This is a genomic window from Bradyrhizobium sp. BRP19 (assembly GCF_020194195.1).
In the GTDB taxonomy this organism is placed as follows: domain Bacteria; phylum Pseudomonadota; class Alphaproteobacteria; order Rhizobiales; family Xanthobacteraceae; genus Bradyrhizobium; species Bradyrhizobium yuanmingense.
This window is the reverse complement of record NZ_JADYVZ010000003.1, coordinates 133,715-155,675: the sequence shown is the minus strand read 5'-3', so window position 1 is coordinate 155,675 and position 21,961 is coordinate 133,715. Positions and strand designations below refer to the sequence as shown.

At 66.0% G+C, this 21,961-nt stretch carries 22 protein-coding genes; 11 read left to right on the top strand and 11 right to left on the bottom strand.

The window, feature by feature from the left end:
* Positions 1-21: 21 nt before the first annotated feature.
* Entirely contained in the window at positions 22-711 is a 690-nt protein-coding gene (locus I6F36_RS10955; RefSeq protein WP_225171426.1) for an aspartate/glutamate racemase family protein, read from the bottom strand.
* 213 nt (positions 712-924) lie between these two features.
* Here I6F36_RS10955 and I6F36_RS10950 point away from each other — a divergent pair, with 213 nt between their 5' ends.
* From I6F36_RS10950 to I6F36_RS10935, 4 genes are read left to right on the top strand one after another with little or no spacing between them, the layout of a single operon-like run.
* Positions 925-2,586, top strand: a complete 1,662-nt coding sequence (locus tag I6F36_RS10950) for a thiamine pyrophosphate-binding protein (protein WP_225155271.1) — start codon at positions 925-927, stop codon at positions 2,584-2,586.
* A gap of 4 nt (positions 2,587-2,590) precedes the next feature.
* The gene (locus tag I6F36_RS10945; protein WP_225139174.1) at positions 2,591-3,856 is read left to right on the top strand and encodes an FAD-binding oxidoreductase; all 1,266 of its coding nucleotides are present in this window, start codon (positions 2,591-2,593) and stop codon (positions 3,854-3,856) included.
* A 9-nt stretch (positions 3,857-3,865) separates the two neighbouring features.
* Positions 3,866-4,609: an aspartate/glutamate racemase family protein gene (locus I6F36_RS10940; RefSeq protein ID WP_225171425.1), complete on the top strand. Its 744-nt coding sequence runs from the start codon at positions 3,866-3,868 to the stop codon at positions 4,607-4,609.
* Positions 4,610-4,648: 39 nt separating this feature from the next.
* Positions 4,649-5,428 (top strand): SDR family NAD(P)-dependent oxidoreductase, encoded by a 780-nt coding sequence (locus I6F36_RS10935; RefSeq protein WP_225171424.1) that lies wholly within the window; start codon positions 4,649-4,651, stop codon positions 5,426-5,428.
* A 154-nt stretch (positions 5,429-5,582) separates the two neighbouring features.
* Here I6F36_RS10935 and I6F36_RS10930 read toward each other — a convergent pair whose 3' ends face one another.
* From I6F36_RS10930 to I6F36_RS10920, 3 genes are all read right to left on the bottom strand, one after another.
* A complete protein-coding gene (locus I6F36_RS10930) occupies positions 5,583-6,377 on the bottom strand; it encodes an IclR family transcriptional regulator (RefSeq protein ID WP_225171423.1) in 795 nt (264 codons plus the stop codon).
* Positions 6,378-6,454: 77 nt separating this feature from the next.
* Positions 6,455-8,188, bottom strand: a complete 1,734-nt coding sequence (locus I6F36_RS10925) for an FAD-dependent oxidoreductase (RefSeq protein WP_225171422.1) — start codon at positions 8,186-8,188, stop codon at positions 6,455-6,457.
* Positions 8,189-8,196: 8 nt separating this feature from the next.
* Positions 8,197-9,411 carry an ABC transporter substrate-binding protein gene (locus tag I6F36_RS10920; RefSeq protein WP_225171421.1) on the bottom strand — a complete coding sequence of 405 codons (1,215 nt, stop codon included), beginning with the start codon at positions 9,409-9,411 and terminating at the stop codon, positions 8,197-8,199.
* A gap of 367 nt (positions 9,412-9,778) precedes the next feature.
* On the opposite strand from I6F36_RS10920, the gene I6F36_RS10915 reads away from it, so the two are divergent.
* Positions 9,779-11,080, top strand: coding sequence for an MFS transporter (locus I6F36_RS10915; RefSeq protein WP_225146840.1), 1,302 nt, complete (start codon positions 9,779-9,781; stop codon positions 11,078-11,080).
* On the opposite strand, the gene I6F36_RS10910 is transcribed toward I6F36_RS10915, so the two are convergent.
* Positions 11,069-12,631, bottom strand: a complete 1,563-nt coding sequence (locus tag I6F36_RS10910; RefSeq protein ID WP_225171420.1) for a hypothetical protein — start codon at positions 12,629-12,631, stop codon at positions 11,069-11,071. The two genes, I6F36_RS10915 and I6F36_RS10910, sit on opposite strands and share 12 nt — an antisense overlap.
* A 310-nt stretch (positions 12,632-12,941) precedes the next feature.
* Between I6F36_RS10910 and I6F36_RS10905 the strand changes: the two genes are divergently transcribed.
* The 4 genes from I6F36_RS10905 to I6F36_RS10890 all read left to right on the top strand — a co-directional run bounded on the left by I6F36_RS10905 (position 12,942) and on the right by I6F36_RS10890 (position 15,666).
* Complete coding sequence (locus I6F36_RS10905; RefSeq protein WP_025034360.1) at positions 12,942-13,403, top strand: Hsp20 family protein; 462 nt, start codon at positions 12,942-12,944, stop codon at positions 13,401-13,403.
* Between the two features lie 77 nt (positions 13,404-13,480).
* Positions 13,481-13,972, top strand: a complete 492-nt coding sequence (locus I6F36_RS10900; RefSeq protein ID WP_036007189.1) for an Hsp20/alpha crystallin family protein — start codon at positions 13,481-13,483, stop codon at positions 13,970-13,972.
* Positions 13,973-14,059: 87 nt separating this feature from the next.
* Complete coding sequence (locus tag I6F36_RS10895; protein ID WP_225171419.1) at positions 14,060-14,395, top strand: hypothetical protein; 336 nt, start codon at positions 14,060-14,062, stop codon at positions 14,393-14,395.
* Between the two features lie 164 nt (positions 14,396-14,559).
* On the top strand, positions 14,560-15,666 hold the full coding sequence (locus I6F36_RS10890; RefSeq protein ID WP_225171632.1) for a trypsin-like peptidase domain-containing protein: 1,107 nt from the start codon (positions 14,560-14,562) through the stop codon (positions 15,664-15,666).
* Between the two features lie 270 nt (positions 15,667-15,936).
* Here I6F36_RS10890 and I6F36_RS10885 read toward each other — a convergent pair whose 3' ends face one another.
* Together I6F36_RS10885 and I6F36_RS10880 are read right to left on the bottom strand one after the other, a co-directional pair.
* Positions 15,937-16,113 (bottom strand): hypothetical protein, encoded by a 177-nt coding sequence (locus tag I6F36_RS10885; protein WP_172786903.1) that lies wholly within the window; start codon positions 16,111-16,113, stop codon positions 15,937-15,939.
* Positions 16,110-16,328: a hypothetical protein gene (locus tag I6F36_RS10880; protein WP_036007194.1), complete on the bottom strand. Its 219-nt coding sequence runs from the start codon at positions 16,326-16,328 to the stop codon at positions 16,110-16,112. Before I6F36_RS10880 ends, I6F36_RS10885 begins: the two co-directional genes overlap by 4 nt.
* 264 nt (positions 16,329-16,592) lie before the next feature.
* Between I6F36_RS10880 and I6F36_RS10875 the strand changes: the two genes are divergently transcribed.
* Positions 16,593-16,997, top strand: a complete 405-nt coding sequence (locus I6F36_RS10875; RefSeq protein ID WP_225112093.1) for a hypothetical protein — start codon at positions 16,593-16,595, stop codon at positions 16,995-16,997.
* A 31-nt stretch (positions 16,998-17,028) separates the two neighbouring features.
* On the opposite strand, the gene I6F36_RS10870 is transcribed toward I6F36_RS10875, so the two are convergent.
* Together I6F36_RS10870 and I6F36_RS10865 are read right to left on the bottom strand one after the other, a co-directional pair.
* Positions 17,029-17,880 carry a CoA ester lyase gene (locus I6F36_RS10870; RefSeq protein WP_225126117.1) on the bottom strand — a complete coding sequence of 284 codons (852 nt, stop codon included), beginning with the start codon at positions 17,878-17,880 and terminating at the stop codon, positions 17,029-17,031.
* On the bottom strand, positions 17,880-18,383 hold the full coding sequence (locus I6F36_RS10865) for a MaoC family dehydratase (protein WP_338076419.1): 504 nt from the start codon (positions 18,381-18,383) through the stop codon (positions 17,880-17,882). The genes I6F36_RS10870 and I6F36_RS10865 overlap by 1 nt, the downstream gene beginning before the upstream one ends.
* A 96-nt stretch (positions 18,384-18,479) precedes the next feature.
* Here I6F36_RS10865 and I6F36_RS10860 point away from each other — a divergent pair, with 96 nt between their 5' ends.
* Complete coding sequence (locus tag I6F36_RS10860) at positions 18,480-19,646, top strand: acyl-CoA dehydrogenase family protein (RefSeq protein ID WP_036007218.1); 1,167 nt, start codon at positions 18,480-18,482, stop codon at positions 19,644-19,646.
* Between the two features lie 20 nt (positions 19,647-19,666).
* Here I6F36_RS10860 and I6F36_RS10855 read toward each other — a convergent pair whose 3' ends face one another.
* Complete coding sequence (locus tag I6F36_RS10855; protein ID WP_225171631.1) at positions 19,667-21,241, bottom strand: AMP-binding protein; 1,575 nt, start codon at positions 21,239-21,241, stop codon at positions 19,667-19,669.
* 33 nt (positions 21,242-21,274) lie between these two features.
* The gene (gene upp, locus I6F36_RS10850) at positions 21,275-21,910 is read right to left on the bottom strand and encodes a uracil phosphoribosyltransferase (protein ID WP_036007202.1); all 636 of its coding nucleotides are present in this window, start codon (positions 21,908-21,910) and stop codon (positions 21,275-21,277) included.
* Between the last annotated feature and the right edge of the window lie 51 nt (positions 21,911-21,961).

Genomic DNA, 21,961 nt, shown 5'->3' with positions numbered 1-21,961 from the left:
GCTGAAATTGACGAGATCAATTCACCCGATCGCGAAATCGGCGGCCGTCTCTGCGTGAATGGCGGTGGTGTCGAATGTCTCGACCGACGTGTCATCAGGGCCGACCAGCATGGTGATCTCGGTGCAGCCGAGAATGATGCACTCGGCGCCGCCGGCGACGAGCGCCGCCATCACCTCCTGGTAGCGGCGGCGCGAGGGCGCGGCGACGTTGCCGAGGCACAGCTCGTCGTAGATGATGCGGTTCACCTCGGCGCGCTCGTCCGCGGGAGGGACCATGACGTCGAGACCGTGCGCGCGCAATCGGTCGATGTAGAAGTCTTCCTCCATCGTGAACTTGGTGCCGAGCAAGCCGACCCGCCGATATCCTTTGGCGCGAATCCGCTCGGCCGTCGCATCGCCGATGTGGATGAACGGAACGTTGACGCTGGAGATGATCTCCGGCGCCAATTTATGCATCGTGTTGGTGCACAGCACGATCGCCCGCGCGCCGGCACTTTCGAGCAGCCGCGCGGCCTCCGCCAGGCTCGCCGCCGCCTCCTGCCAGCGGCCGGCATATTGCATCTGCTTGATCTCCTCGAAATCATAGGAATACATCAGAAGCGGGGCCGAATGCAGCTTGCCAATGCGGTCGCGGACCCGCTCGTTGATGAGCTTGTAGTAAAGCGCGGTGCTCTCCCAGCTCATGCCGCCGATCAGGCCAATGGTTTGCATTCCGGTGCTCCCGAACAGTGATTCAGAGGGATCGTAGACGAAGATGCCGAAGCTCGCCATCATGGCCGCGGCAGGGCCTGTAGTGCAAACGGCAGGGACGGGCATGACGCCTGCGCAGGCTGCGAGAAGCCTTTCGACCTTGCGCACGCTCTCGGCCTGTCTTAGGCCAGTTCCCGAACAATTGCGTATCGCCGAAGTCTTGAGGGAGCCGACATGACCATTCGCAACACCCGCACCGGGGGCCAGATCCTGATCGATCAGCTCGTCGCCCAGGGCGTCGAGCGCGTCACCTGCGTGCCGGGCGAGAGCTATCTGGCGGCGCTCGATGCGCTGCATGACAGCCCGATCGACGTCGTGATCTGCCGCGCCGAAGGCGGCGCGGCGATGATGGCGGAAGCCTATGGCAAGCTCACGGGGCGGCCGGGCGTCTGCTTCGTCACCCGCGGCCCCGGTGCCACCAACGCCAGCCACGGCGTCCACATCGCGATGCAGGATTCGACCCCGATGATCCTGTTCGTCGGCCAGGTCGACACCGGCATGCGCGAGCGCGAGGCGTTCCAGGAGCTCGACTACAAGGCGGTGTTCGGCTCGATGGCGAAATGGGCGGTCGAGATCGACCGTCCCGACCGCATTCCGGAGCTGGTCGCGCGCGCCTTCCGCGTCGCCATGCAGGGCCGCCCTGGTCCCGTGGTGATCGCGCTGCCGGAGAACATGCTGACCGAGACCGCGGCCGTTGCCGATGCCATGCGCATCGAGCCCGCCGTGAGCTGGCCGGCGCCTGCCGATATCGAAAAGCTCGGCGCCATGCTGGCCGGCGCAAGGGCGCCGCTCGTCATTCTCGGCGGCTCGCGCTGGACCGACGAGGCGGCCAAGAGCATCGCGCGGTTCGCCGAGCGGTTCGACCTGCCGGTCGCGACCTCGTTCCGCCGGGCCGCGCTGATCGACGCCGACCATTCGCATTATGCCGGCGACCTCGGCATCGGGCCGAGCCCCGGCCTGAAGGCGCGCATCGACAATGCCGACGTCGTCCTGCTGATCGGCGGCCGCATGTCGGAGATGCCATCGTCGTCCTATACGCTGCTCGACATTCCCAATCCGAAGCAGAAGCTGATCCATGTGCATCCGGGCTCCGAAGAGCTCGGCCGCATCTATCAGCCTGAACTGGCGATCCAGGCGACGCCGGCCGCCTTCGCCGCCGCCGTCGAGACGTTGAAGCCGTCAGGTGCGGTGGCATGGAAGGGCGAGGCCGCGAAGGCGCATGCCGATTATCTGGCCTGGACCGAGAAGGCGCGCGAGCTGCCGGGCAGGTTCCAGTACGGCGAGGTGATGACCTGGCTGCGCGACCGCCTGCCGAACGACGCGATCGTCTGCAACGGCGCCGGCAATTACGCCGGCTGGATCCATCGCCATCACCGCTTCCACAGCTTCGCCGCCCAGCTCGCGCCGACCTCGGGCTCGATGGGCTATGGCGTGCCGGCGGGCGTGCTGGCCAAGCGGCAATATCCGGATCGCGTCGTCGTCGCGTTTGCGGGCGACGGCTGCTTCCTGATGAACGGCCAGGAATTCGCCACCGCCGTGCAGTACGACGCGCCGCTCGTCGTCATTATCATCGACAATTCGCAATACGGCACCATCCGCATGCACCAGGAGCGCGACTATCCCGGCCGCGTCGTCGGGACGCAGCTGAAGAACCCGGACTTTGCGATGTATGCGAAGGCGTTCGGCGGGCATGGCGAGCGCGTCGAGCGCACCGAAGAGTTCGCACCGGCGTTCGAGCGCGCGCTCGCCTCGGGCAAGCCGTCGATCCTCCATTGCATCATCGATCCCAGGGCGATCTCGGTCGGCAAGGATTTCACGCCGGCGGTGAAAGCCTAGAGCGATGCCTGACGGCCGCCACGTCGCCATCATCGGAGCCGGCGCGATCGGCGTGATCAGCGCTATCGAGGCGCTGCGCGAGGGACATCGCGTGACGCTGATCGATCCGGGCGAGCCCGGCGGCGAGCAGGCGGCGAGCTACGGCAATGCCGGCTGGCTGTCGTCGCATTCGGTGATCCCGCCGGCCGAGCCCGGCGTCTGGAAGAAGGTGCCGGGCTATCTCCTGGACCCGCTCGGCCCGCTCGCGATCCGCTGGTCTTACTTGCCGAAGGCGCTGCCCTGGCTGATCAAGTATCTGCTCTCGGGCTGGACCGCGGCGCGGGTCGAGACCACGGCGTTCGCGCTGCGCGATCTCCTGAAGGACGCGCCGCTGCTGCACAGGAAGCTCGCGGAAGAAGCCGGCGTCCCCGAGCTGATCGAGCGCAACGGCGTGATGCACGTGTTCACATCGCGCGGCAATTTCGACAATGATCTCGGCTGGCGCCTGCGCAGGAAGGTTGGCGTCGAATGGCTGGAGCTCAATGCCGACGAAATGCGCCAGCGTGAGCCGGATCTGCATCCGCGCTACACCTTTGGCGTCGTGGTGGAGGAAGCCGGGCGCTGCCGCGATCCCGGCGCTTATGTTGCAGCCCTTGCCAATCATGCGATTGCCAGCGGCGCGAAGCACGTACGCGCCAAGGCGACCGGGCTGAAGCTCAAGGGCGGCAAGCTCGTCGCTGTGGTCACCGAGACCGGCGAGATCGCCTGTGACGCCGCGGTGGTCGCGGCCGGTGCCCGCTCGAAGCAGCTCACCGCGTCGGTCGGCGATCCCCTCCCGCTCGAGACCGAGCGCGGCTATCATGTCGTGATCGAGAATCCGGAAGTCGGCCCGCGCAGCTCGATCATGGCCTCCGACGCCAAGCTGGTGGTGAACTGGACCAACAAGGGCCTGCGCGCCGCCGGCACGGTCGAGATCGCCGGCCTCGAGGCCGCGCCGAACTGGAAGCGCGCCGAGATTCTGCGCAACCACCTCGTCAGCATGTTCCCGAAACTGCCGAAGGACATTCCGGTCTCGCGCGTCAAGACCTGGTTCGGCCATCGGCCGAGCATGCCGGACGGACGTCCCTGCATCGGCTATGCGCGCGCCTCGCGCGACATCGTCTATGCTTTCGGCCACGGCCATGTCGGCCTGGTCGGCTCGGCCCGCACCGGCCGTCTGGTCGCCCAGCTCGTGAGCGGCAAGGCGCCGGAGATTCCGCTCGCGCCGTTTGCGCCCGATCGTTTCCTCTGAGAGCGCACTATGACCAACTCAGTCAGCTCGCCCTCCCGCATCGCCCGTGGCGGCAAGGCCATCTACGGCGCGCCGCTCGGCATCCTGATGCTGGAGGCGCGCTTTCCCCGCATTCCCGGCGACATGGGCAACGGCATGACCTGGCCATTCCCGGTGCTCTATCGCGTGGTGAGCGGCGCCTCGCCCGAAAAGGTCGTGCTGAAGGGCGCGGCCGGCCTCTTGCCCGACTTCATCGATGCGGCCAAGGATCTGGTGCGGCTGGGAGCGGAGGCCATCACCACCAATTGCGGCTTCCTCTCGCTGTTCCAGAAGGAGATCGCGGCGGCCGTCGGCGTTCCCGTCGCGACTTCCTCGCTGATGCAGGTGCCGTGGGTGCAGGCGACCCTGCCGCCCGGCAAGCGCGTCGGCCTCGTCACGGTGTCGGGCTCGACCTTGACACCGGCCCATCTCGAAGGCGCCGGCGTGCCGCTCGACACGCCGCTGGTCGGCACCGAGAGCGGCAAGGAGTTCTTCCGTGTCCTGATCAAGGCCGAGAAGGACGACATGGACATCGCGCAAGCCGAGCGCGACGTGGTCGAGGCCGGCAAGGAGCTCGTCGCAAAGCATCCCGATGTCGGCGCCATCGTGCTCGAATGCACCAACATGCCGCCTTATGCCGCCGCGCTTCAGGCCGAAGTCGGATTGCCCGTCTATGACATCTATTCCATGATCACCTGGTTTCATGCCGGGCTGCGCCCGCGCGTCTTTGCGTGAATGCGTCCGTGAGATCGTCACACATCCAGGAGTGAACCCATGAAACTATCCGGCAAGGTCGCCGCCATCACCGGCGCGGCGCGCGGCATCGGCAAGGCCTGCGCGAAGAGATTTTTGGACGACGGCGTCAAGGTCGTGATCTCCGACGTCGATGCCGAGGGCTTGGCGGCCACGGCCGCCGAGCTTGGGCGGCCGGATTCCCTGCGCGCCATCGTCGGCAACGTCGCCAAGCGTGCTGATGTCGATCAGCTGGTCGCGACCGCGGTGAAGGAGTTCGGCCGGCTCGACATCATGGTCAACAATGCCGGCGTCGCCCGCAACCGCGACATCCTCGACATCACCGAAGAGGAATTTGACGAGATCATCGGCATCAATCTGAAAGGCGCGTTCTTCGGCGTGCAGGCGGCGGCGAGGCAGATGATCGCGCAAGGCGGCGGCGGGGTCATCGTCAACATGTCCTCGGTAAATGCGCTGCTGGCGATCCCGTCGCTTGCGACCTACGCGATGTCGAAGGGCGGCATGAAGCAGCTCACCTCGGTCGCCGCGGTCGCACTGGCCCCGCACAACATCCGCGTCGTCGCGGTCGGACCGGGCACGATCCTGACCGACATGGTGGCCTCAGCGATCTACACGTCCGAGGACGCGCGCAAGACCGTGCTGTCGCGCACGCCCGCTGGCCGTGGCGGCGAGCCGAGCGAGGTGGCCTCCGTCGTAGCCTTCCTTGCCAGCGACGATGCGTCCTATATCACGGGGCAGACAATCTATCCCGACGGCGGCCGGCTGGTCCTGAACTACACGGTGCCGGTGAAGGAGAAGTAGGGCCGTTGTCGCCCCCACACTCGGTGTCGTCGCCCGGCTTGACCGGGCGATCCAGTACTCCGAGGCAGCAGTGATTGAATCGATGGGCCGCGGCGTACTGGATTCCCCGCTTTCGCGGGGAATGACAGTCGTCGTGAGGCAGGCAGTCTGCCTCTTACTCCGCCGCGACCGTCAACCCGTAACCCAGCCGCTTCGAGATGCCCCCGGCGCAGTCGCGCAGCGCATGCGCGATCGGGCTGTCCCAGCGGGCGTCAAAAGTGCCTTCCGGGCCCATCGCGGTGATGACCAGCGCGACGTGGCCGGAATGATCGAACACCGGCGCGGAGAACGCGTTGACGCCAGGCAGGGGATCGCCGAGCGCACGGGCGAGGCCGTGCTTGCGCACCTCGGTCAGCATCTCGGCGACCTTCGCCCCCTTCACGGCGCGCTTCGGGTTGTAGCCGACGCCATAACGGTCGAGGCCGCTGTCGAGCGCGGCGCTGATCGTCTTCTCCGGCAGGAACGCCGCAAACGCGCGGCCCGTGGCGGTCTCCAGCAGCGCCATCACCGAGCCGACGCGCATCACGATGTGCACCGGCTGGGCCGGCTCTTCGAGCTGCACCACGGTCGGGCCGTGCGTGCCCCAGACCGCGAGCGAGACGGTGTGGCCGATCTGGCTCGCAAGGCCCGCGATCTTGGGACGCGCGATGCGCACGCCCGAGAGGCGGCGCAGGCTGATCAGGCCGAGCTCCAGCGCCAGCGCGCCGATCTCGTAGCGGCCGGTGGTCTCGTCCTGCTCGATCAGGCCGATGCGGGAGAAGCTGGCGAGATAAGGATGCGCCTTGGCCGGCGTCATGCCGGCCTCGCGGGCGAGATCGCGCAGCATCATCGGCTCGCCGCTGCGGGCGAGCGCGCGGAGCAATTCGCCGCCGACCTCGATCGACTGGATGCCGCGGCTCTCTCTCTTCATGCGCCTCCGATGGGCCTCAGTCACTGTTTGAGCATGATCTCTTCGGAAAACCGCTGCACACTTTTCCGGATCATGCTCTACGCCGCGTCGCGCTTGGCGGCGCTGTCGGCAAGATGTCTGCCGGCAATGTAGCCGAAGGTCAGCGCCGGCCCAAGCGTGATGCCGGCGCCCGGATAATTGCCGCCCATGATGCTCGCCATGTCGTTGCCGGCGGCATAGAGACCGGGAATCACCCGTCCTTCGGCATCGAGCGCCCGTGCGTTCGCGTCGGTGACGATGCCGGCATAGGTGCCGAGATCGCCGATCACCATCTTGATGGCGTAGAACGGTCCGTTCTCGATCGGTGCGACGCAGGGGTTGGGGCCGTGCAGCGCATCGCCCTGGTAGCGGTTATAGGCCTTCGAGCCCTTGCCGAAGGCGGCGTCCTGTCCCAGCGGCGCCGTCACATTGAACTGCCTGACCGTTTCGGCGAACGCCTTGGCGTCGATCCCGGCTTTCGCCGCCAGCGCTTCCAGCGTATCGCCGCGCATGAGATAGCCGGTCTTCAAATGATGACCCAGCGGCATCGGGAACGGCGGCACGCAGCCGAGGCCGTATTTGCGCAGCGTATTGTGATCGCAGACGAGAAATGCGGCGATCTCCTCGCCGGGCTTGGCGGCCTTGATCATGGCCTGGACGAAGTCGTGATAGGAATTGCCCTCATTGGCGAAACGCCTGCCGTCGCGCATCACCGCGATCACGCCGGGCTTGGCGCGATCGATGAAGTGCGGCATCACTCCCTTGGAGCCGTCCTTGCGCGTGGTCAGCGATACCGGCACCCAGGCCGCTGCGTTCGGCAGGCGGTCCTCGATGCGGCCGCCGGCGCCTTCTGCGAGGCGCAAGCCGTCGCCGGTATTGCCCGTAGGCCCGGGCGAATAATGCTCAACGCCGGTCGGCGCATGCGGGAACATCTTCCTGCGCCGCCCGACGTCATGCGGAAAGCCGCCGCAGGCGAGCACAACGCCCTGTCGTGCACGAACGCGCACCTCGCGTCCCTCGCGCGATACGATGGCGCCGGTCACGGCGCCGTTCTCGACCGTCAGCTCGCGCACCGGCGAGGACAGCCACATCGGAATCTTCAGGTCGAGCGCTGACTTTGCGAGGCGGCCTGCGAGCGCATTGCCGTTGGTGAGCGTCATGCCGCGGCCATAGCGCAGCACGTCCATGAAATGCCGCGTCAGGCGCTTCGCGACATAGACCGCCGAGGTCAGCGACTTCGTCACCCGCATGAAGTGGATGATCTCCTTGCCGCTTCCGAGCATCATGCCGAACACGGTGAGCTCGGGCAGCGGCATGCCGAGCGATTTGATGAGATTGCCGAGCTCGCGGCCGTCGAACGGGCGCGTCACCATGGAGCGGCCGCCCTGGGCGCCGCCGGGCGCTTCGGCATGGTAGTCGGGAAACACCAGCGGCATGTCGAAGCGCAGCGCCGTCTTGGTGGTGAAGAAATCGACAGCTTCAGGACCGGCGCTCAGAAAGGCATCGACGCGTGCTGCGTCGTAATTGTTGCCCGCCTCATGCCGCAAATACGTGCGGGCCTGCTCCGGCGTTTCCTCGATGCCATATGCCTTTGCCAGCGAGGTGCCGGGAATCCAGAGCCAACCGCCGGAGCGGGCCGTGGTGCCGCCGAAGCGCGGCTCCTTCTCGACGATCAGCACGTCGAGCCCGCGATGACGCGCGGTGATCGCGGCCGACATGCCGGAGCAACCCGATCCGGCGACGAGCACGTCGCACTCGTACGTCTCCATGGTGCCATGCTCGTTGCCAGCCATATCGGGCCTCACTTCTTCAGGAGCGGACACTTGGATTCGGAGACCGGGCGGAAGGCGTCATCGCCCTTCACGGTCTTGACGATGTCCAGATAATCCCACGGCTCCTTGGACTGCGCGGGGGTCTTCACCTTGGCGAGATACATGTCGCGGATGACACGGCCGTCCTCGCGCAACTTGCCGCCATGGACGAAGATATCCTCGATCGGCAGCTCGCGCATCTTCGCCATCACCCTGGCGGAATCGTCGGTGCCGGCCGCCTTGATCGCCTTGAGATAGTGCAGCACCGCGCCGTAGACGCCGGTCTGAATCATGGTCGGCATCACCTTGGTGCGCTCGTAGAACTTTTTCGACCAGGCGCGGGTGGCCTCGTCCATGGCCCAGTAGGACGCCGTGGTCATATAGGTGCCCTGCGCGGCCTTCAGGCCGATGGCGTGCACGTCGGTGTCGAACATCAAGAGGCCGACCAGCTTCTGACCGCCCTGGACCAGGCCGAACTCGCCGGACTGCTTGATGGCGTTATCGGTGTCCTGGCCGGCATTGGCGAAGGCGACCACATCGGATTTCGAGCTCTGCGCCTGCAGCGCGAAGGAGGAGAAGTCGGCGGTGTTGGTCGGATGCTTGACGCCGCCGAGCACCTTGCCGCCCATCTCGTTGATGAAGCGCGTGGCGTCCTTCTCGAGTTGATGGCCGAAGGCATAATCCGCGGTGATGAAGTACCAGGATTTGCCGCCTTCCCGGATCACGGCGGAGGCCGTCACCTTCGAGAGCGCATAGGTGTCGTAGGTGAAGTGCACGGTGTTCGGGCTGCACAGCTCGTCGGTCAGCGAGCTCGCGCCGGGGCCGGAGAGCAGGGCGACCTTGCCGCGCTCGCGCACCATGTTGTGCACGGCGATGGCGATGCCGGAATTGGGGATGTCGACGACGGCGTCGACCTTGCCGTTGTCGAACCAGCCGCGGACGATCTGAACGCCGACATCGGTCTTCATCTGGTGGTCGGCGCTGATGATCTCGATCGGCTTGCCGAGCACGGTCGGCCCGAATTCCTCCACGGCCATCTTGGCAGCCTCGACCGAGCCCGGCCCAGAGTTGTCGCGGCCCCAGCTCGACAAATCCGTCAGCACGCCGATCCGCACCGCGTCGTCGGACACTTGCGCGCTGGCACCTGTGGTCATGGCAGCCGAAGTCATGGCCGCGAGCACGGCGCAGGCCAGAAGCCCTCTCATTATCGTTTCCTCTCTTTTTGGCCGCTTGGTGCGGCAGGGTCGTTGTAAGGGAAATTAGATAATGGCGAATTAGTTTGTCAATGGCGAATAACGGCTGTCGGGCCGGTTCCACGATGGCCGGGTGATGCCCCTTAAGGAGCGCTCCTGCCTCAACACCCGTCATTGCGAGCGAAGCGAAGCAATCCAGAGTCTTCCCGCGGAGGCGGTCTGGATTGCTTCGTCGCAAGGGCTCCTCGCAATGACGGGTGTTGCGCCACCTGCGCACAAAATCCCGCGCCGCAAATCCAGTGAGGAGGCAACACCTCCACAGATTGCAACCGTCACAACGTTTGGCCATGATGCCCACTGGAATCCTTTGGGGCAGGGCATGACGACAGCAACGGGGGTCTCCGCTTCCGCGGAGCGATCGACGACGGCGCATGTGGTGTGGGCGAGCGCGCTCGGTACCGCGATCGAGTGGTACGATTTCCTGATCTACGGCACGGCGGCGGCGCTCGTCTTCAACAAACTGTTCTTCCCGAGCTTCGATCCCTTCGTCGGCACGCTCGCGGCATTCTCGACCTATGCGGTCGGCTTCGTTGCGCGGCCGATCGGCGGCGCCATCATTGGGCATTACGGCGACCGGCTCGGCCGCAAGACCATGCTGGTTGCGACCATGATCGCGATGGGGCTCGGCACCTTTCTGATCGGGTGCCTGCCGACCTACGATCAGATCGGCGTCTGGGCGCCGATACTCCTCGTGATCCTCCGTTTCGTTCAGGGCATCGGGCTCGGGGGCGAGTGGAGCGGCGCGGTCGTGATGGTGATCGAGCACGCCGGCAATCGCCGCGGCTTCTACGGCAGCCTGGTGCAGGTCGGCTTTCCCGTCGGCGTCGCCGCCTCCACCGGCATCTTCGCCCTGATGACGAAGCTGCCCGAGGCGGACTTCCTCAGCTGGGGCTGGCGCGTGCCGTTCCTGATCAGCATTCTGCTGGTCGGCGTCGGCTTCATCGTGCGGCTCAAGCTCGCCGAGACGCCTCACTTCAAGGAGATCGTCGAGCGCAAGGAGGTGCTGGCGCAGCCGGCCCTCGAAGTGCTGCGCCGCGACTGGCGCAGCTTTCTGCTCGCGATCGGCATCACGGTATCGGAGGTCGGGCTCGCTTATCTCCTCACCGTGTTCACGGTGGTTTACGCGACGACCAGGCTCGGCCTGCCCCGGCAGGTGATCCTGGATGCGGTGGTCTATGCCGCGATCGTCGAGTTCGCGACGCTGCCGCTGGCCGGCTGGCTGTCCGACATCTTCGGACGCAAGGCGCTGTATCTGGCCGGCGGCGTCTTCTCGGTGGCCCTGGCGTTCCCGCTGTTCTGGTTCCTCGACACCAGGGAGCCGGCGCTGATCACGCTTGCGCTCGTCGTCACGATGACGCTCACCCATGCGCTGCTGTTCGGGCCGAAGGCCGCGTTCATGCCGGAGCTGTTTCGCACCCAGGTGCGCTACAGCGGCGCTTCGCTCGGCGCCAACGTCGCGGCGGCCTTGAGCGGCGGCTTCTCGCCGCTGATCGCGGCTGCGCTGCTGGCCTGGGCCGGATCGTACTGGGCGGTGTCGGTCTACATCGTCGCGCTGTCGGTCATCACGATCGTCGCGACGCTGCTGGCGCCGGAGACGGCGCGGGACTCGCTAAGATCCTGAGCGTCGGGACAAGCAAGCCGGATTTGCAGCGTTCGGAAACACCAGGAAGGTGATGGTCGTCGGCGCAAGCCTGACTGCTCCCGGCGGTGCTGCGCGTGCCTCGAGCCGGGGCAGCTGGCCCTCAGGGGTCAGCGTGAGCCTCTTGCCGTTCAACTGCACAATCGTACCCTGCAACTGCGCTGCGTGCAGCGTGTACCGCTCGGCGGAATCCGGCAGCGATAGCGTGCGCGATGTGCCGCGCGACGTGTTGATTGCGAGCAGCGACACCGCACCTGTCGTGGCTGGGTGGCAATGCGCGTAAAGATGGAGATCGCGCGCAGCAGGTTTGCCTGCGTCGAGCACGATCGTTCCCATCAGCCGGCGCCAGAGCAGCGCGGCCCAATAGCTCGGCCGCGACCGGAACGTTGTTTCGTCGAGCAGGCCGTAATCGCTGGCAGCCAGCGTGTTGTGCATCACCACTTGGACGCCGGCCCTCGCCAGGCGTCCGAGCTGGTCGAGGTAGCGGAACGTGTCCAGAAAAGTCCGGTCCCATAAGCCGCCGCCGCAGGCGGCATCAGCCGTCTCGGTCAGCCAGATCGGCTTGCCCGGCTCGAATGCGTTGCGCAGCGCCTGGTAGGTCCGGAGTGTCGTATCCGTGCGCGCCAGCCATTGCTCCGAGAGGGCCTGCGCCGGATCGTCGTGCCCGCCGCATCGCGGTGAGATCGTGTTGTAATGGTGATAAGAGAACCGATCGACGCCGGGACCGGATGCGGCAAGCAGGTCCCGCGTGGTGAGCCCCGCTCCAGACGGCGATGGTGCATCGCCGACCGAGCCGGGACCGAGGATCAGCGTCTCCGGTGCGGCGCGCCGCATCCACTCGCGAAAGACCTTGAAGTCGCGGCCATACGCGGCCGCGTCATAGCCCGCCGGTGCACCGCCCGTCGCTGCGAGCGTCGGCTCGTTCATGAATTCGGCGGCGGCGATGCGCCCACCCAGAGCGCGCGTGGTGTCGACCAGCTGCTGCGCCTGATCCGGCTTCCATATGCCGTAGTCATCGCGGCTGCCGGGACTGATCGCAAAGGAGGTGACGATCTCCGCATCGACGGCATCCGCGAACTCCACGACGCCGCGCCACTGCGCTCGGCTGAGCACCGTGTTGAATCCCGGCGGTGGGGCTCCCGGCGCCTCGGCAAAGAACGTCGCATTGGCCCAGGTGCCGCTCACGCGCAGATAGGCCGGCGACAACGCCGCGGCGAGCAGGCGCAGTCGCGCATTGGCAAGATCGATCGGCGGCCGCGCGCTGTAACGATCCCGTTCGTCGAAGGCACGTGCGGTTCGCGGATAAGGCTTCCAGAACCGTCCGCCGGTCACCTCCACCATCTCGATGTTGTAGGATTGAAAGCGCGCATCGATCGTTCCGAGCGTCTTTAGCCCGGCAGGCGAGATGGCAATGTCATCGGCCTGTGCCGCAAAGGCGGTTGCGACGGCCAGCAGGGCAATCGCGCCGGCCGTGCGACCGGCCGGACGCGGTCGGGTCCCTGGTCTGCGGTGTGCTGCCGCCTGGTTCGTCATGCGCGTTGCCCGGGGCCAGATGCGCGGAGGCAACCTGGCCTTACCCTCGACCCGCCCATTTTACCCCTATTTTACCTTGCCGATGCCGCCGAGAGCGTCCGGGCTCGGCGGACCATCAATGGGGTCGAAAAAAAATCCGTTGGCCCCTCTTGAAACCGGTTTCCGGTTTTCTAAGTCGTTTTTCGCCGCGAGAGCGGTGTGCCGGATGCCAACCGGGTCCGGCACGGGCGCCGGGCAGGTCGTTTCAGACCCGTCTGAATTCCCGCCTTGCGCTCCTTCGTATCCATCTTGCTCTCAGGAGGACTTGGTTATGAGGACCAGCTTTGACTTCGCGCCGCTGTGGCGCTCCACCATCGGCTTCGACCACCTGGCCGACCTCGTCGACAGCACGCTGCGCCAGGCGACCGAGGATAATTATCCCCCCTATAACATCGAGCGTTCCGGCGAAGACCACTACCGGATCAGCCTTGCGGTGGCGGGCTTCGGCGCGAGCGACATCACCGTGACGGCCGAACAGAACGCGCTCACCATCGAGGGCAGAAAGCCCGAGACCGCCGCGCGCGAATATCTGTACCAAGGCATCGCCGCGCGTCCGTTCCGGCGCGTGTTCAACCTCGCCGATTACGTCCAGGTGAAGCAGGCCTCGTTCCAGGACGGGCTCCTGATCATCGACCTCGTCCGCGAGGTTCCGGAAGCCATGAAGCCGCGCCGCATTCCGATCGCGGGCGGCGCTCCTGCGGCAACGCAGATCGAGCAGAAGAAAGCAGCCTGAGCGCTCGATCGAACAGGTAGCGGAACGCGGCGCGCGCGTGCGCGGGCCGCGCTTTCCGATGCATGAAGGAGGGTACCATGGCTTTTCGTGATCTCATTCCCTGGTCGAAAAACCAGGAGCTTGCGCCGGCGCGCGACAATTTCGATCCGTTCCTGACGCTTCACCGCGAGATGAACCGTCTGTTCGACGATGTCTTCCGCGGCTTCGGGGCGACCAGCCTGTCGCCGCTGATGGAGGGCCGGTTCGGCTGGCCGAAGGTCGAGCTCAGCGAGACCGACAAGACGCTGACCGTCTCGGCGGAGCTTCCCGGCCTGACGGAGAAGGACGTTCAGGTCGAGATCGCCAATGGCGTGCTGACCGTCCGCGGCGAGAAGAAGGCGGAGCGCAACGGCGAAGGCAGGTTCTTCACCGAGTGCTATTACGGCGCCTTCGAACGGCAGATTCCGCTGGAGGGTGTCGAGGAGGACAAGGCAGAGGCGTCGTTTAGGAATGGCGTCCTGACCGTGTCGCTGCCGAAATCGGAGAAGGCACGCGAAGGCGTCAAGCGCATCGCGATCAATACGCACTAACGTCAGGTGAGACGGCGGCGATGTGGCGCCGCCGTCTCATCGTCAACAAGCCGTCCCCCTGGAAAGGAGCATGTGGGAGACCCATCGATGACCAACGTGAATACCAGTTCCGGCACTCTCAATCCGCTGTTTCATCCCGCCGCCCACTACGACTCGCCTGCCGACGTCCTGAATGCCGAGGATCTCTCGTCGCCCGAGAAGCGCGTCATCCTGTCGTCCTGGGCATCGGACATGTATGCGGTCGAATCCTGTCCCGCCTTGCGCGAGATTCCCGGCATGAGCCACATGGTCCGGCTCGTCGACATTCTAGCCGCCTTGCGCAAGCTCGACGGCGACAACGACAATGACGACCCGCCGCGCGGCGGCGGCGTGCCGATGCGGCTGCGGCGGCCATGGGCCGCCGCCGAAGGGCAGGCGGCATGATAGTCACGCCCACCGTCCTCGCTCTCGTGCTGCTCGGTCAGGCCGCGGCAGCCTGGACTGTCCCGCTTCTGGCCCTGCAAGGCTGGATCGTCGCGTCAGGCGACGAAGGCTGAAGCCACGAAGGTTTCGAAACTCCCCACAACACAAGCGGCAGGGTGACGATGATGAATGCTGTGCGTCTGCTGTTCCTGGCCTTGCTGATGCTGACGCTCACGGCGTCGCAGCCTGCCGCCGGCCAGATCCCGGATGTGAAGACCGGCGGCCTGGTGCCGACCCTGGCGCCGCTGGTGCGCCAGGTGACGCCCGCGGTGGTCAACATCTCCGTGCATGGCCGCGTGCGCGAGGACAACCCGCTCTATCGCGATCCGCTGTTTCGCGAGTTCTTCGACGTTCCCCGGCAGATCGAGAAGGAGGTCAATGCGACCGGCTCCGGGGTGATCGTCGACGCCCAGCGCGGCTATGTGCTGACCAACAATCACGTGGTCGAGGGCACATCCGCCGTTCAGATCACGACCAAGGACGGCCGGCAGTTCTCCGCCAAGGTGATCGGCCGTGATCCGCCCACGGATGTCGCGGTGCTCCAGGTTCAGAACCCGGTCGGGCTCAAGGCGCTTGCCTTCGGCGACAGCGACGGGCTCGATGTCGGCGATTTCGTCCTCGCGATCGGCAATCCCTTCGGCCTCGGCCAGACCGTGACCTCGGGGCTCGTCAGCGCGCTGGGCCGCACCGGCCTCGGCAAGCAGGGCTATGAGGATTTCATCCAGACCGACGCGGCGATCAATCCCGGCAATTCCGGCGGCGCGCTGGTCAGCCTGCGTGGCGAGCTCGTCGGCATCAACTCGGCGATCATCTCGCCCGCGGGCGGCAACGTCGGCATCGGCTTTGCCATTCCGGTCAACATGGCGCGCAAGGTGATGGAGCAGATCATCGTGAGCGGCCGGGTCGAGCGCGGCCGCATCGGCATTTCGCTGAAGGACCTGCATCCGTCGGTCAACAAGGGATTGAATCAGGGCGCCGTCATCGCCGAGATCGCGGCGGATTCGCCCGCAGAGAAGGCCGGCCTGCGCAAGGGCGATGTCGTGACCGGCGCCGACGACCGCCCGATCCGCACTGCCGCCCAGCTCCGCAACACGATCGGCCTGGCGCGGATCGGCGAGGACGTGAAGCTCACGCTGCTACGCAACGGTGCGCCGTTCACCGCCACGGTGAGAGTGGCGCCCGCAGCCGGCACGAGCAGCGCACTCGCAGGCCCCAATCGCCTCGTCCGCTGAAACGAATGCGCAGGACGAACCGCGCTAGCGGTTCGTCCTGTGATGGCAGGGCTATGGCATTTGAATTTTGCGGAGGTCGTCACGCCCGGGCTTGTCCCGCCTGCGCGGCCGAAGCCGCTTCGGCGCGGCGAAGGCCCGGGCATCCACGTTCTTTGTGCTGCGTGGAAAGGCGTGGATGGCCGGGACAAGCCCGGCCATGACGCTGTGGAGACAGTCGGTGCACATAGCCACATCTCATGTGCGATAGCCCGGGAGGCGTGATCTCCCAGCTCAGGCCGCGCGGTGATCCCATTCGCCTTGCAGGTCCCGGATCAGCCGCCGCTCGCGTTCGATGCGCTGGCGATAGAGCTCGCGCTCATGCTCGCTCTTGGCGCTGGCAAGAAGCAGCTCGTAATGGCCGATGACCTTCTCGCTGCCGCGGATCAGCAGATCGCGTTGGCTGTTCATTGGGCCATCCCCAACGCGTTCGCCGGCGCTTCGGCGGCGCGGAAGCCGACGGGAAAGGTGCTGGCGGTCAGGCCATCGAGCGCCGATCGCTCTTCGGCAAGTCGCCTCTCGATGAATTGGCGCTCGAGCTGCGACAGCCTGGTCTTCAGCAGGCGCCGGTAGCGGTGGATGTTGTTGCGGTGCGCACGAATGCGGGCCAAATTCTCATCGAGCATCGTCGTCTCTCCAGACGGTCGCGTTAGATCCTTTGGTTTGCGAGGATGAGAAGATCTCTTCTCGGCAAAAAAATATTCAGCGGGTGAGCGGTGTCAAGATGTTGGCGCGCCTGTCCTTGTCGCTGGCTCCTGGAGATCGATGGTCGGCCAATCGAGCTGTCCGGACGCCCGGGTTCCGGGCGCGATTGCCTTTTGTTGGCCGGCAAGCGAACCTCGTGTGGCCATATTTGAGCAGGAGTGATCTGTCGCGAGGGAGGCGCTCCGATGAACAAGGCACTGATCACTGCTGTCGCAATGTTGGCCTGCGTGCCCGCGGGCGCGCTCGCGCAGGAGCGCGCGGGCGATGCGGCGCTCGGCGCGGTCTCGGGTGCGGTCGTGCTTGGGCCGGTGGGTGCGGTCGCCGGCGCCTTGATCGGCTACACGGCCGGACCTTCGATCGCCCGGTCCTGGGGCCTGAGAGGCTCGCAGTCGGCCAGGCACCGGCAGCCGCCGCCGCGTCGCGCCGCCGCGACCGGCAGCCCGTCGCGCACGCGCGAGGCGATGGCCGCCAACGGCCAGATGAGAGCTGCCGGCAATCCGGCCCCGCCGCCGGTCCAGGCTCCCCCGGTTCAAGCCGCGCCTGCCGCGCCGGCGCATTCCCCGGCACCGCCCGTTCAGGGGTTCGACTGAGGCCGGCAGCCGGCCCGGCTTGCGTCCCGCTCTAGGACTGGCCGAGAATCTTCATCGCCGCGCGAAGGTGCGGCTTGTCGATCATCTGACCGTCGAGCCGCAACGTGCCGGAATTGGGATTGCTCGCGAACGCCGCGATCACCTTCTCCGCCCAGGCGCGCTCGGCCTCCGTCGGCGCGAAGGCCGCGTTGACGATGTCGACATGCTTGGGGTGGATCAGCGCCTTGGCCGAAAAACCGTCGCGCCGCGCGGCACGCGTCTCCTGCTCGAGGCCGGCGAGATTGTCGATGTCGGTGTAAACAGTGTCGATCGGCGCGACCTCGGCGGCTGCCGCCGCGATCAGGCAGAGATCCCGCGCCAGGCGATAGGGGCTGTGGAACACGCCGCCGCTCGCCTTCTCGGTAGCGCCGAGCGAGGCGGAGAGATCTTCCGCGCCCCACATCAGTCCGGCGAGGCGAGGGGAGCTGCCCTTGTAGCTGCCGAGCCCGAAGATCGAGCCGGCGGTCTCCGTCGCGACGCAGACGATGCGGGTCGCGCCGATCGCGATGCCGGAGGCGGCTTCCAAAGCTTCGAGCCAGGTCGCGACCTGACGCACGTCGTCGCCGCCTTGCGATTTCGGCAGCACGATGCCATCAGGCCTGCCCGGCATGATCGCGGCGAGATCGGCCAGCGTCATGCCGGTGTCGAGCGCGTTGACGCGGACATAGAGCTGATGCGGGCCGGGGCGGCTCTTCAGCATCGAGAGCGTGAGCTCACGCGCCTCCGCCTTCTTCTCGGTGACGACGGAATCCTCGAGATCGATGATCAGCGCGTCGGCCTTGCCTTCGCTCGCCTTCTCGAATTTGCGCCGGGAATCGCCCGGCACGAACAGCATCGAACGCATCAGACCGGCCTCTTGTGCATCATCGCCATGCGGCGACATTTGCCGACAATCTCGTCGTTCTGGTTCAGGGCATGATGCTCGAACTCGACGATGCCGGCCTTGGGCCGCGATCTGGATTCCCGCACAGAGAGCACCTTTGTTGTGGCCCGCAACGTGTCGCCATGGAAGACCGGCTTCGGAAAGGTGACGTCGGTCATGCCGAGATTGGCGACGGTAGTCCCTAAGGTCGTATCATAGACCGTCATGCCGATCATGATGCCGAGGGTGTATAGGCTGTTGAAAATGCGCTGGCCGAACTCGGTCTTCTCGGCGAAATGCGCGTCGATGTGCAGCGGCTGCGGATTGAGCGTCAGCAGGCTGAACATGGTGTTGTCCATCTCCGTGACGGTCCGGGTCAGCGGATGCCTGAACTCCTGGCCCACGGAAAAGTCCTCGAAATAAAGTCCGGCCATCGCGGTTTCCTCCCTGCGAAATAACGGCGCATTCGTCACGTCGCGCCGCATGACCCCATGCATGGTAGACACACTTCGCGGGCAAATTCACGTATCTGCATGTAGTTTTTCGAGCTAAACAATGCTTGGCGAAGGGAGGTCAAGACCATGGATTTCGCGCTCACCGATCAGCAGGAAGCCATTCGCGACGCCATCGCCAAGATCTGCGAAGGCTTTCCCGACGCCTATTGGCTGAAGAAGGACCACGACGGCGGCTTCCCGCACGACTTCCACAAGGCGCTGGCAGATGCCGGCTGGCTCGGCATCTGCGTGCCCGAGGAATATGGCGGCTCCGGGCTCGGCATCACGGAAGCTGCGATCATGATGCGCACCATCGCCGAGTCGGGCGCCGGCATGTCCGGTGCCTCGGCGGTGCATATCAACGTGTTCGGGCTCAACCCCGTCGTCGTATTCGGCACCGAGGAGCAGCGCAGGCGCATGCTGCCGCCGATGGTCGAGGGCCGCGAGAAGGCGTGCTTCGCCGTCACCGAGCCGAACACCGGCCTCAACACCACCCAGCTCAAGACCCGCGCGGTCGCCAAGAACGACCGCTACATCGTCAATGGTCAGAAGGTGTGGATCTCGACCGCGCAGGTCGCGCACAAGATTTTGCTGCTGGCGCGCACTACGCCGCTGGAGGAGGTGCGCTCGCCCACCCACGGTCTCAGCCTGTTCTACACCGATTTCGACCGCAACAGGATCAAGGTCCACGAGATCGAGAAGATGGGCCGCAAGATCGTCGATTCCAACGAGCTGTTCTTCGAGGATTTCGAGATCCCGATGGAGGACCGCATCGGCGAGGAAGGCAAGGGTTTCGAGTACATCCTCGAAGGTATGAATCCGGAGCGTATTCTGATCGCGGCCGAGGCGGTCGGCCTCGGCAAGCTCGCCCTGTCGCGCGCGACCGAATACGCCAAGACGCGAATCGTGTTCAACCGGCCGATCGGCAAGAACCAGGGCATCCAGCATCCGCTTGCGGTGAACTGGGTCGAGCTCGAGGCGGCCTGGCTGATGGTGATGTCGGCGGCCTGGCAATACGACAAGGGCATGCCCTGCGGCGCGGCGGCCAATGCCGCAAAATATCTGGCGGGCGAAGCGGGCTTCTCGGCCTGCGAGCAGGCGGTGATGACCCATGGCGGCTTCGGCTACGCCAAGGAATTCCATGTCGAGCGCTATTTGCGGGAGGTGCTGATCCCGCGCATCGCGCCGGTCAGCCCGCAGCTCGCGCTCAGCTTCATCGCGGAAAAGGTGCTGGGGCTCGCCAAATCGTACTGAACAAGTCGTACTGAACGGGTCTATTCGGCGGCGATCCGCTCCATCGCCATGGCGCGAAGCCGGGCGCGCTGGATCTTCACGCCGTTGGCACTGTCGGTGACTGGAAAGGCATCCACGACATAGATCCGCGCCGGCACCTTGTAGCCGGCGAGCCGCTCGCGCAGGCGCGCGATCAGCGTCTCCTGGATGGGCGGCTCGCTTGTCGGGATCACGAAGGCGACGCAGCGCGCCTGGCCCTTGAGATCGATGGCGACGACCTGGGCGTCGGCGACACCGGTGCAGGATTTGAGCTCGTCCTCGATCTCACCGGGCGCGACCAGGAAGCCGCCGAGCCGCATCGCATCTCCGGCGCGGGTCTCGTAGACGAACGACCCGTCGCCGCGCAGCCGGCCGATGTCGCCTGTGCGGAAGAAGCCGCCGGCGGTGATCGCCTCGCGCGTCGCCTCCGGATTGTTGAAGTAGCCGAGGAAGCGCGAGGGCGCGCTGATCTCGATCTCGCCGGAGACGCCGCTTGCGGCGAGCTCGCCGGTCTCGACATCGCGCACGCGGACTTTCGCCTCCGGCGACATCGGCCAGCCGCCGCCCTCGATCCGATCGGCAAAGGCATCACTGGGGCGGCCGATCGAGAACAGCGCCTGCACCTCGCTCGAACCGTAGAGGCCATACAGCTTCATGCCGCGCGCTTCGGCTTCCACAGCCAGCTCGCGCCAGCCCGGTTGGAACGCGGCGAAGCCGCAGACTTCGAGATGCGGAAACGGGTGTGGCGCATCGGTGAGGGCGAGGATGCGCCGGAACATCTCGTCCGAACCGAAGGAATGCGTGATGCGCTCCGTGCTGAGGATCTGCAGCGCCGGCGCTGCTTCGAAGGCATCGAGCACATGAATGGTCGCGCCGGCCGCGAGGAAGCCGAGCAGGCTCGTCATGCCGAAGGTGCCGCAGAACGGCAGCATCGCCAGGAGCGAATGACGGTGGTGATCGAGCTGGAGCGCGTGGGCGACGGAGGCGGCGTGCGTTGCCAGCGTCGCTTGCGAATGCGCGACGAGCTTCGGCCCCTTGGTCGTGCCCGACGTGGTGTAGAGCAGCACGGGCAGGTCGACATCATCCTGGCGCGGCGGAGGGGAAGGGTAAGGCGTCTCGAACGCATCGAACCGCACGCAGGGCCAGCGTGCGGGGATCGCATCCGCGCCGACCACCGCCAGCCGTTCCAGCGCGGGCACCTCGGCCTCGGCGACATCGGCGAGGATGGCGGCAAAGTCGATCGCGCGGAATGCCGCCTCGACCACCATGAGCTTCGCGCCTGACAGCTTGAGCAGGTGCGCGACTTCCGCGCTGCGGTAGCGCGTGTTGACGGCGGCGGCGACCGCACCGAGCCGTGCGGCGGCGAACAGCAGTGTCAGCCATTCGACCCGGTTGACCAGCCAGACCGCAACGACGTCGCCCTTGCCGATGCCTTGCGCGGCTAGCCAGGCGGCGCTCTGCTCGACCTTCGCCGAGAATTCCGCGCGAGAGACGGCCTTGCCGTCGAATACCAGGGCAGGGTCGGCGGCGGTCTTGATCCGGAGCAGCGATTGCAGCGAAAAATCGTTGGCACTCATGGCCATCGGACTAACCCGGTCGTGCAAACCTGTCTACTTGGTGCCGAACATCCGGTCGCCGGCGTCGCCCAGGCCCGGCACGATATAGCCGTGGTCGTTGAGCCGCTCGTCGATCGCGGCGGTCCAGATCGGCACGTCGGGATGCTCGCTCTGGAACTTGGCGATGCCCTCGGGCGCGGCCAGGAGGCAGACGAAGCGGATGTCGCGGGCGCCGCGAGCCTTGAGCAGGGACGCGCCGGCGCAGGCGGAATTGCCGGTCGCCAGCATCGGATCCATCAGGATCACGGTGCGGTCGGACAGGTCCTGCGGCGCCTTGAAGTAATATTCCACGGCCTGCAACGTCTCGGGGTCGCGGTAGAGCCCGATATGGGCGATGCGCGCCGACGGCATCAGGGCGAGCATGCCGTCGAGAAAGCCGACGCCGGCGCGCAGGATCGGCGCCAGCGTGAGCTTCTTGCCGGCGATCTTGGGTGCCTGCATCGGCGCGATCGGCGTCTCGATGTCCACCAGCTCCAGCGGCAGGTCGCGCGTCACCTCGTAGGCCAGCAGCATCCCGATCTCGTTCAGGATCTCGCGAAAGCTCTTGGTCGAGCGGTCCTTCTCCCGCATCAGGGAGAGCTTGTGCTGGACCAGGGGGTGGGCGACGACGTTGACATTGCCTGTGCTCATGAAACCGCTCTACACGGTTCCGTGAAACTGCGCCAGATCGGCCAGGTAGTT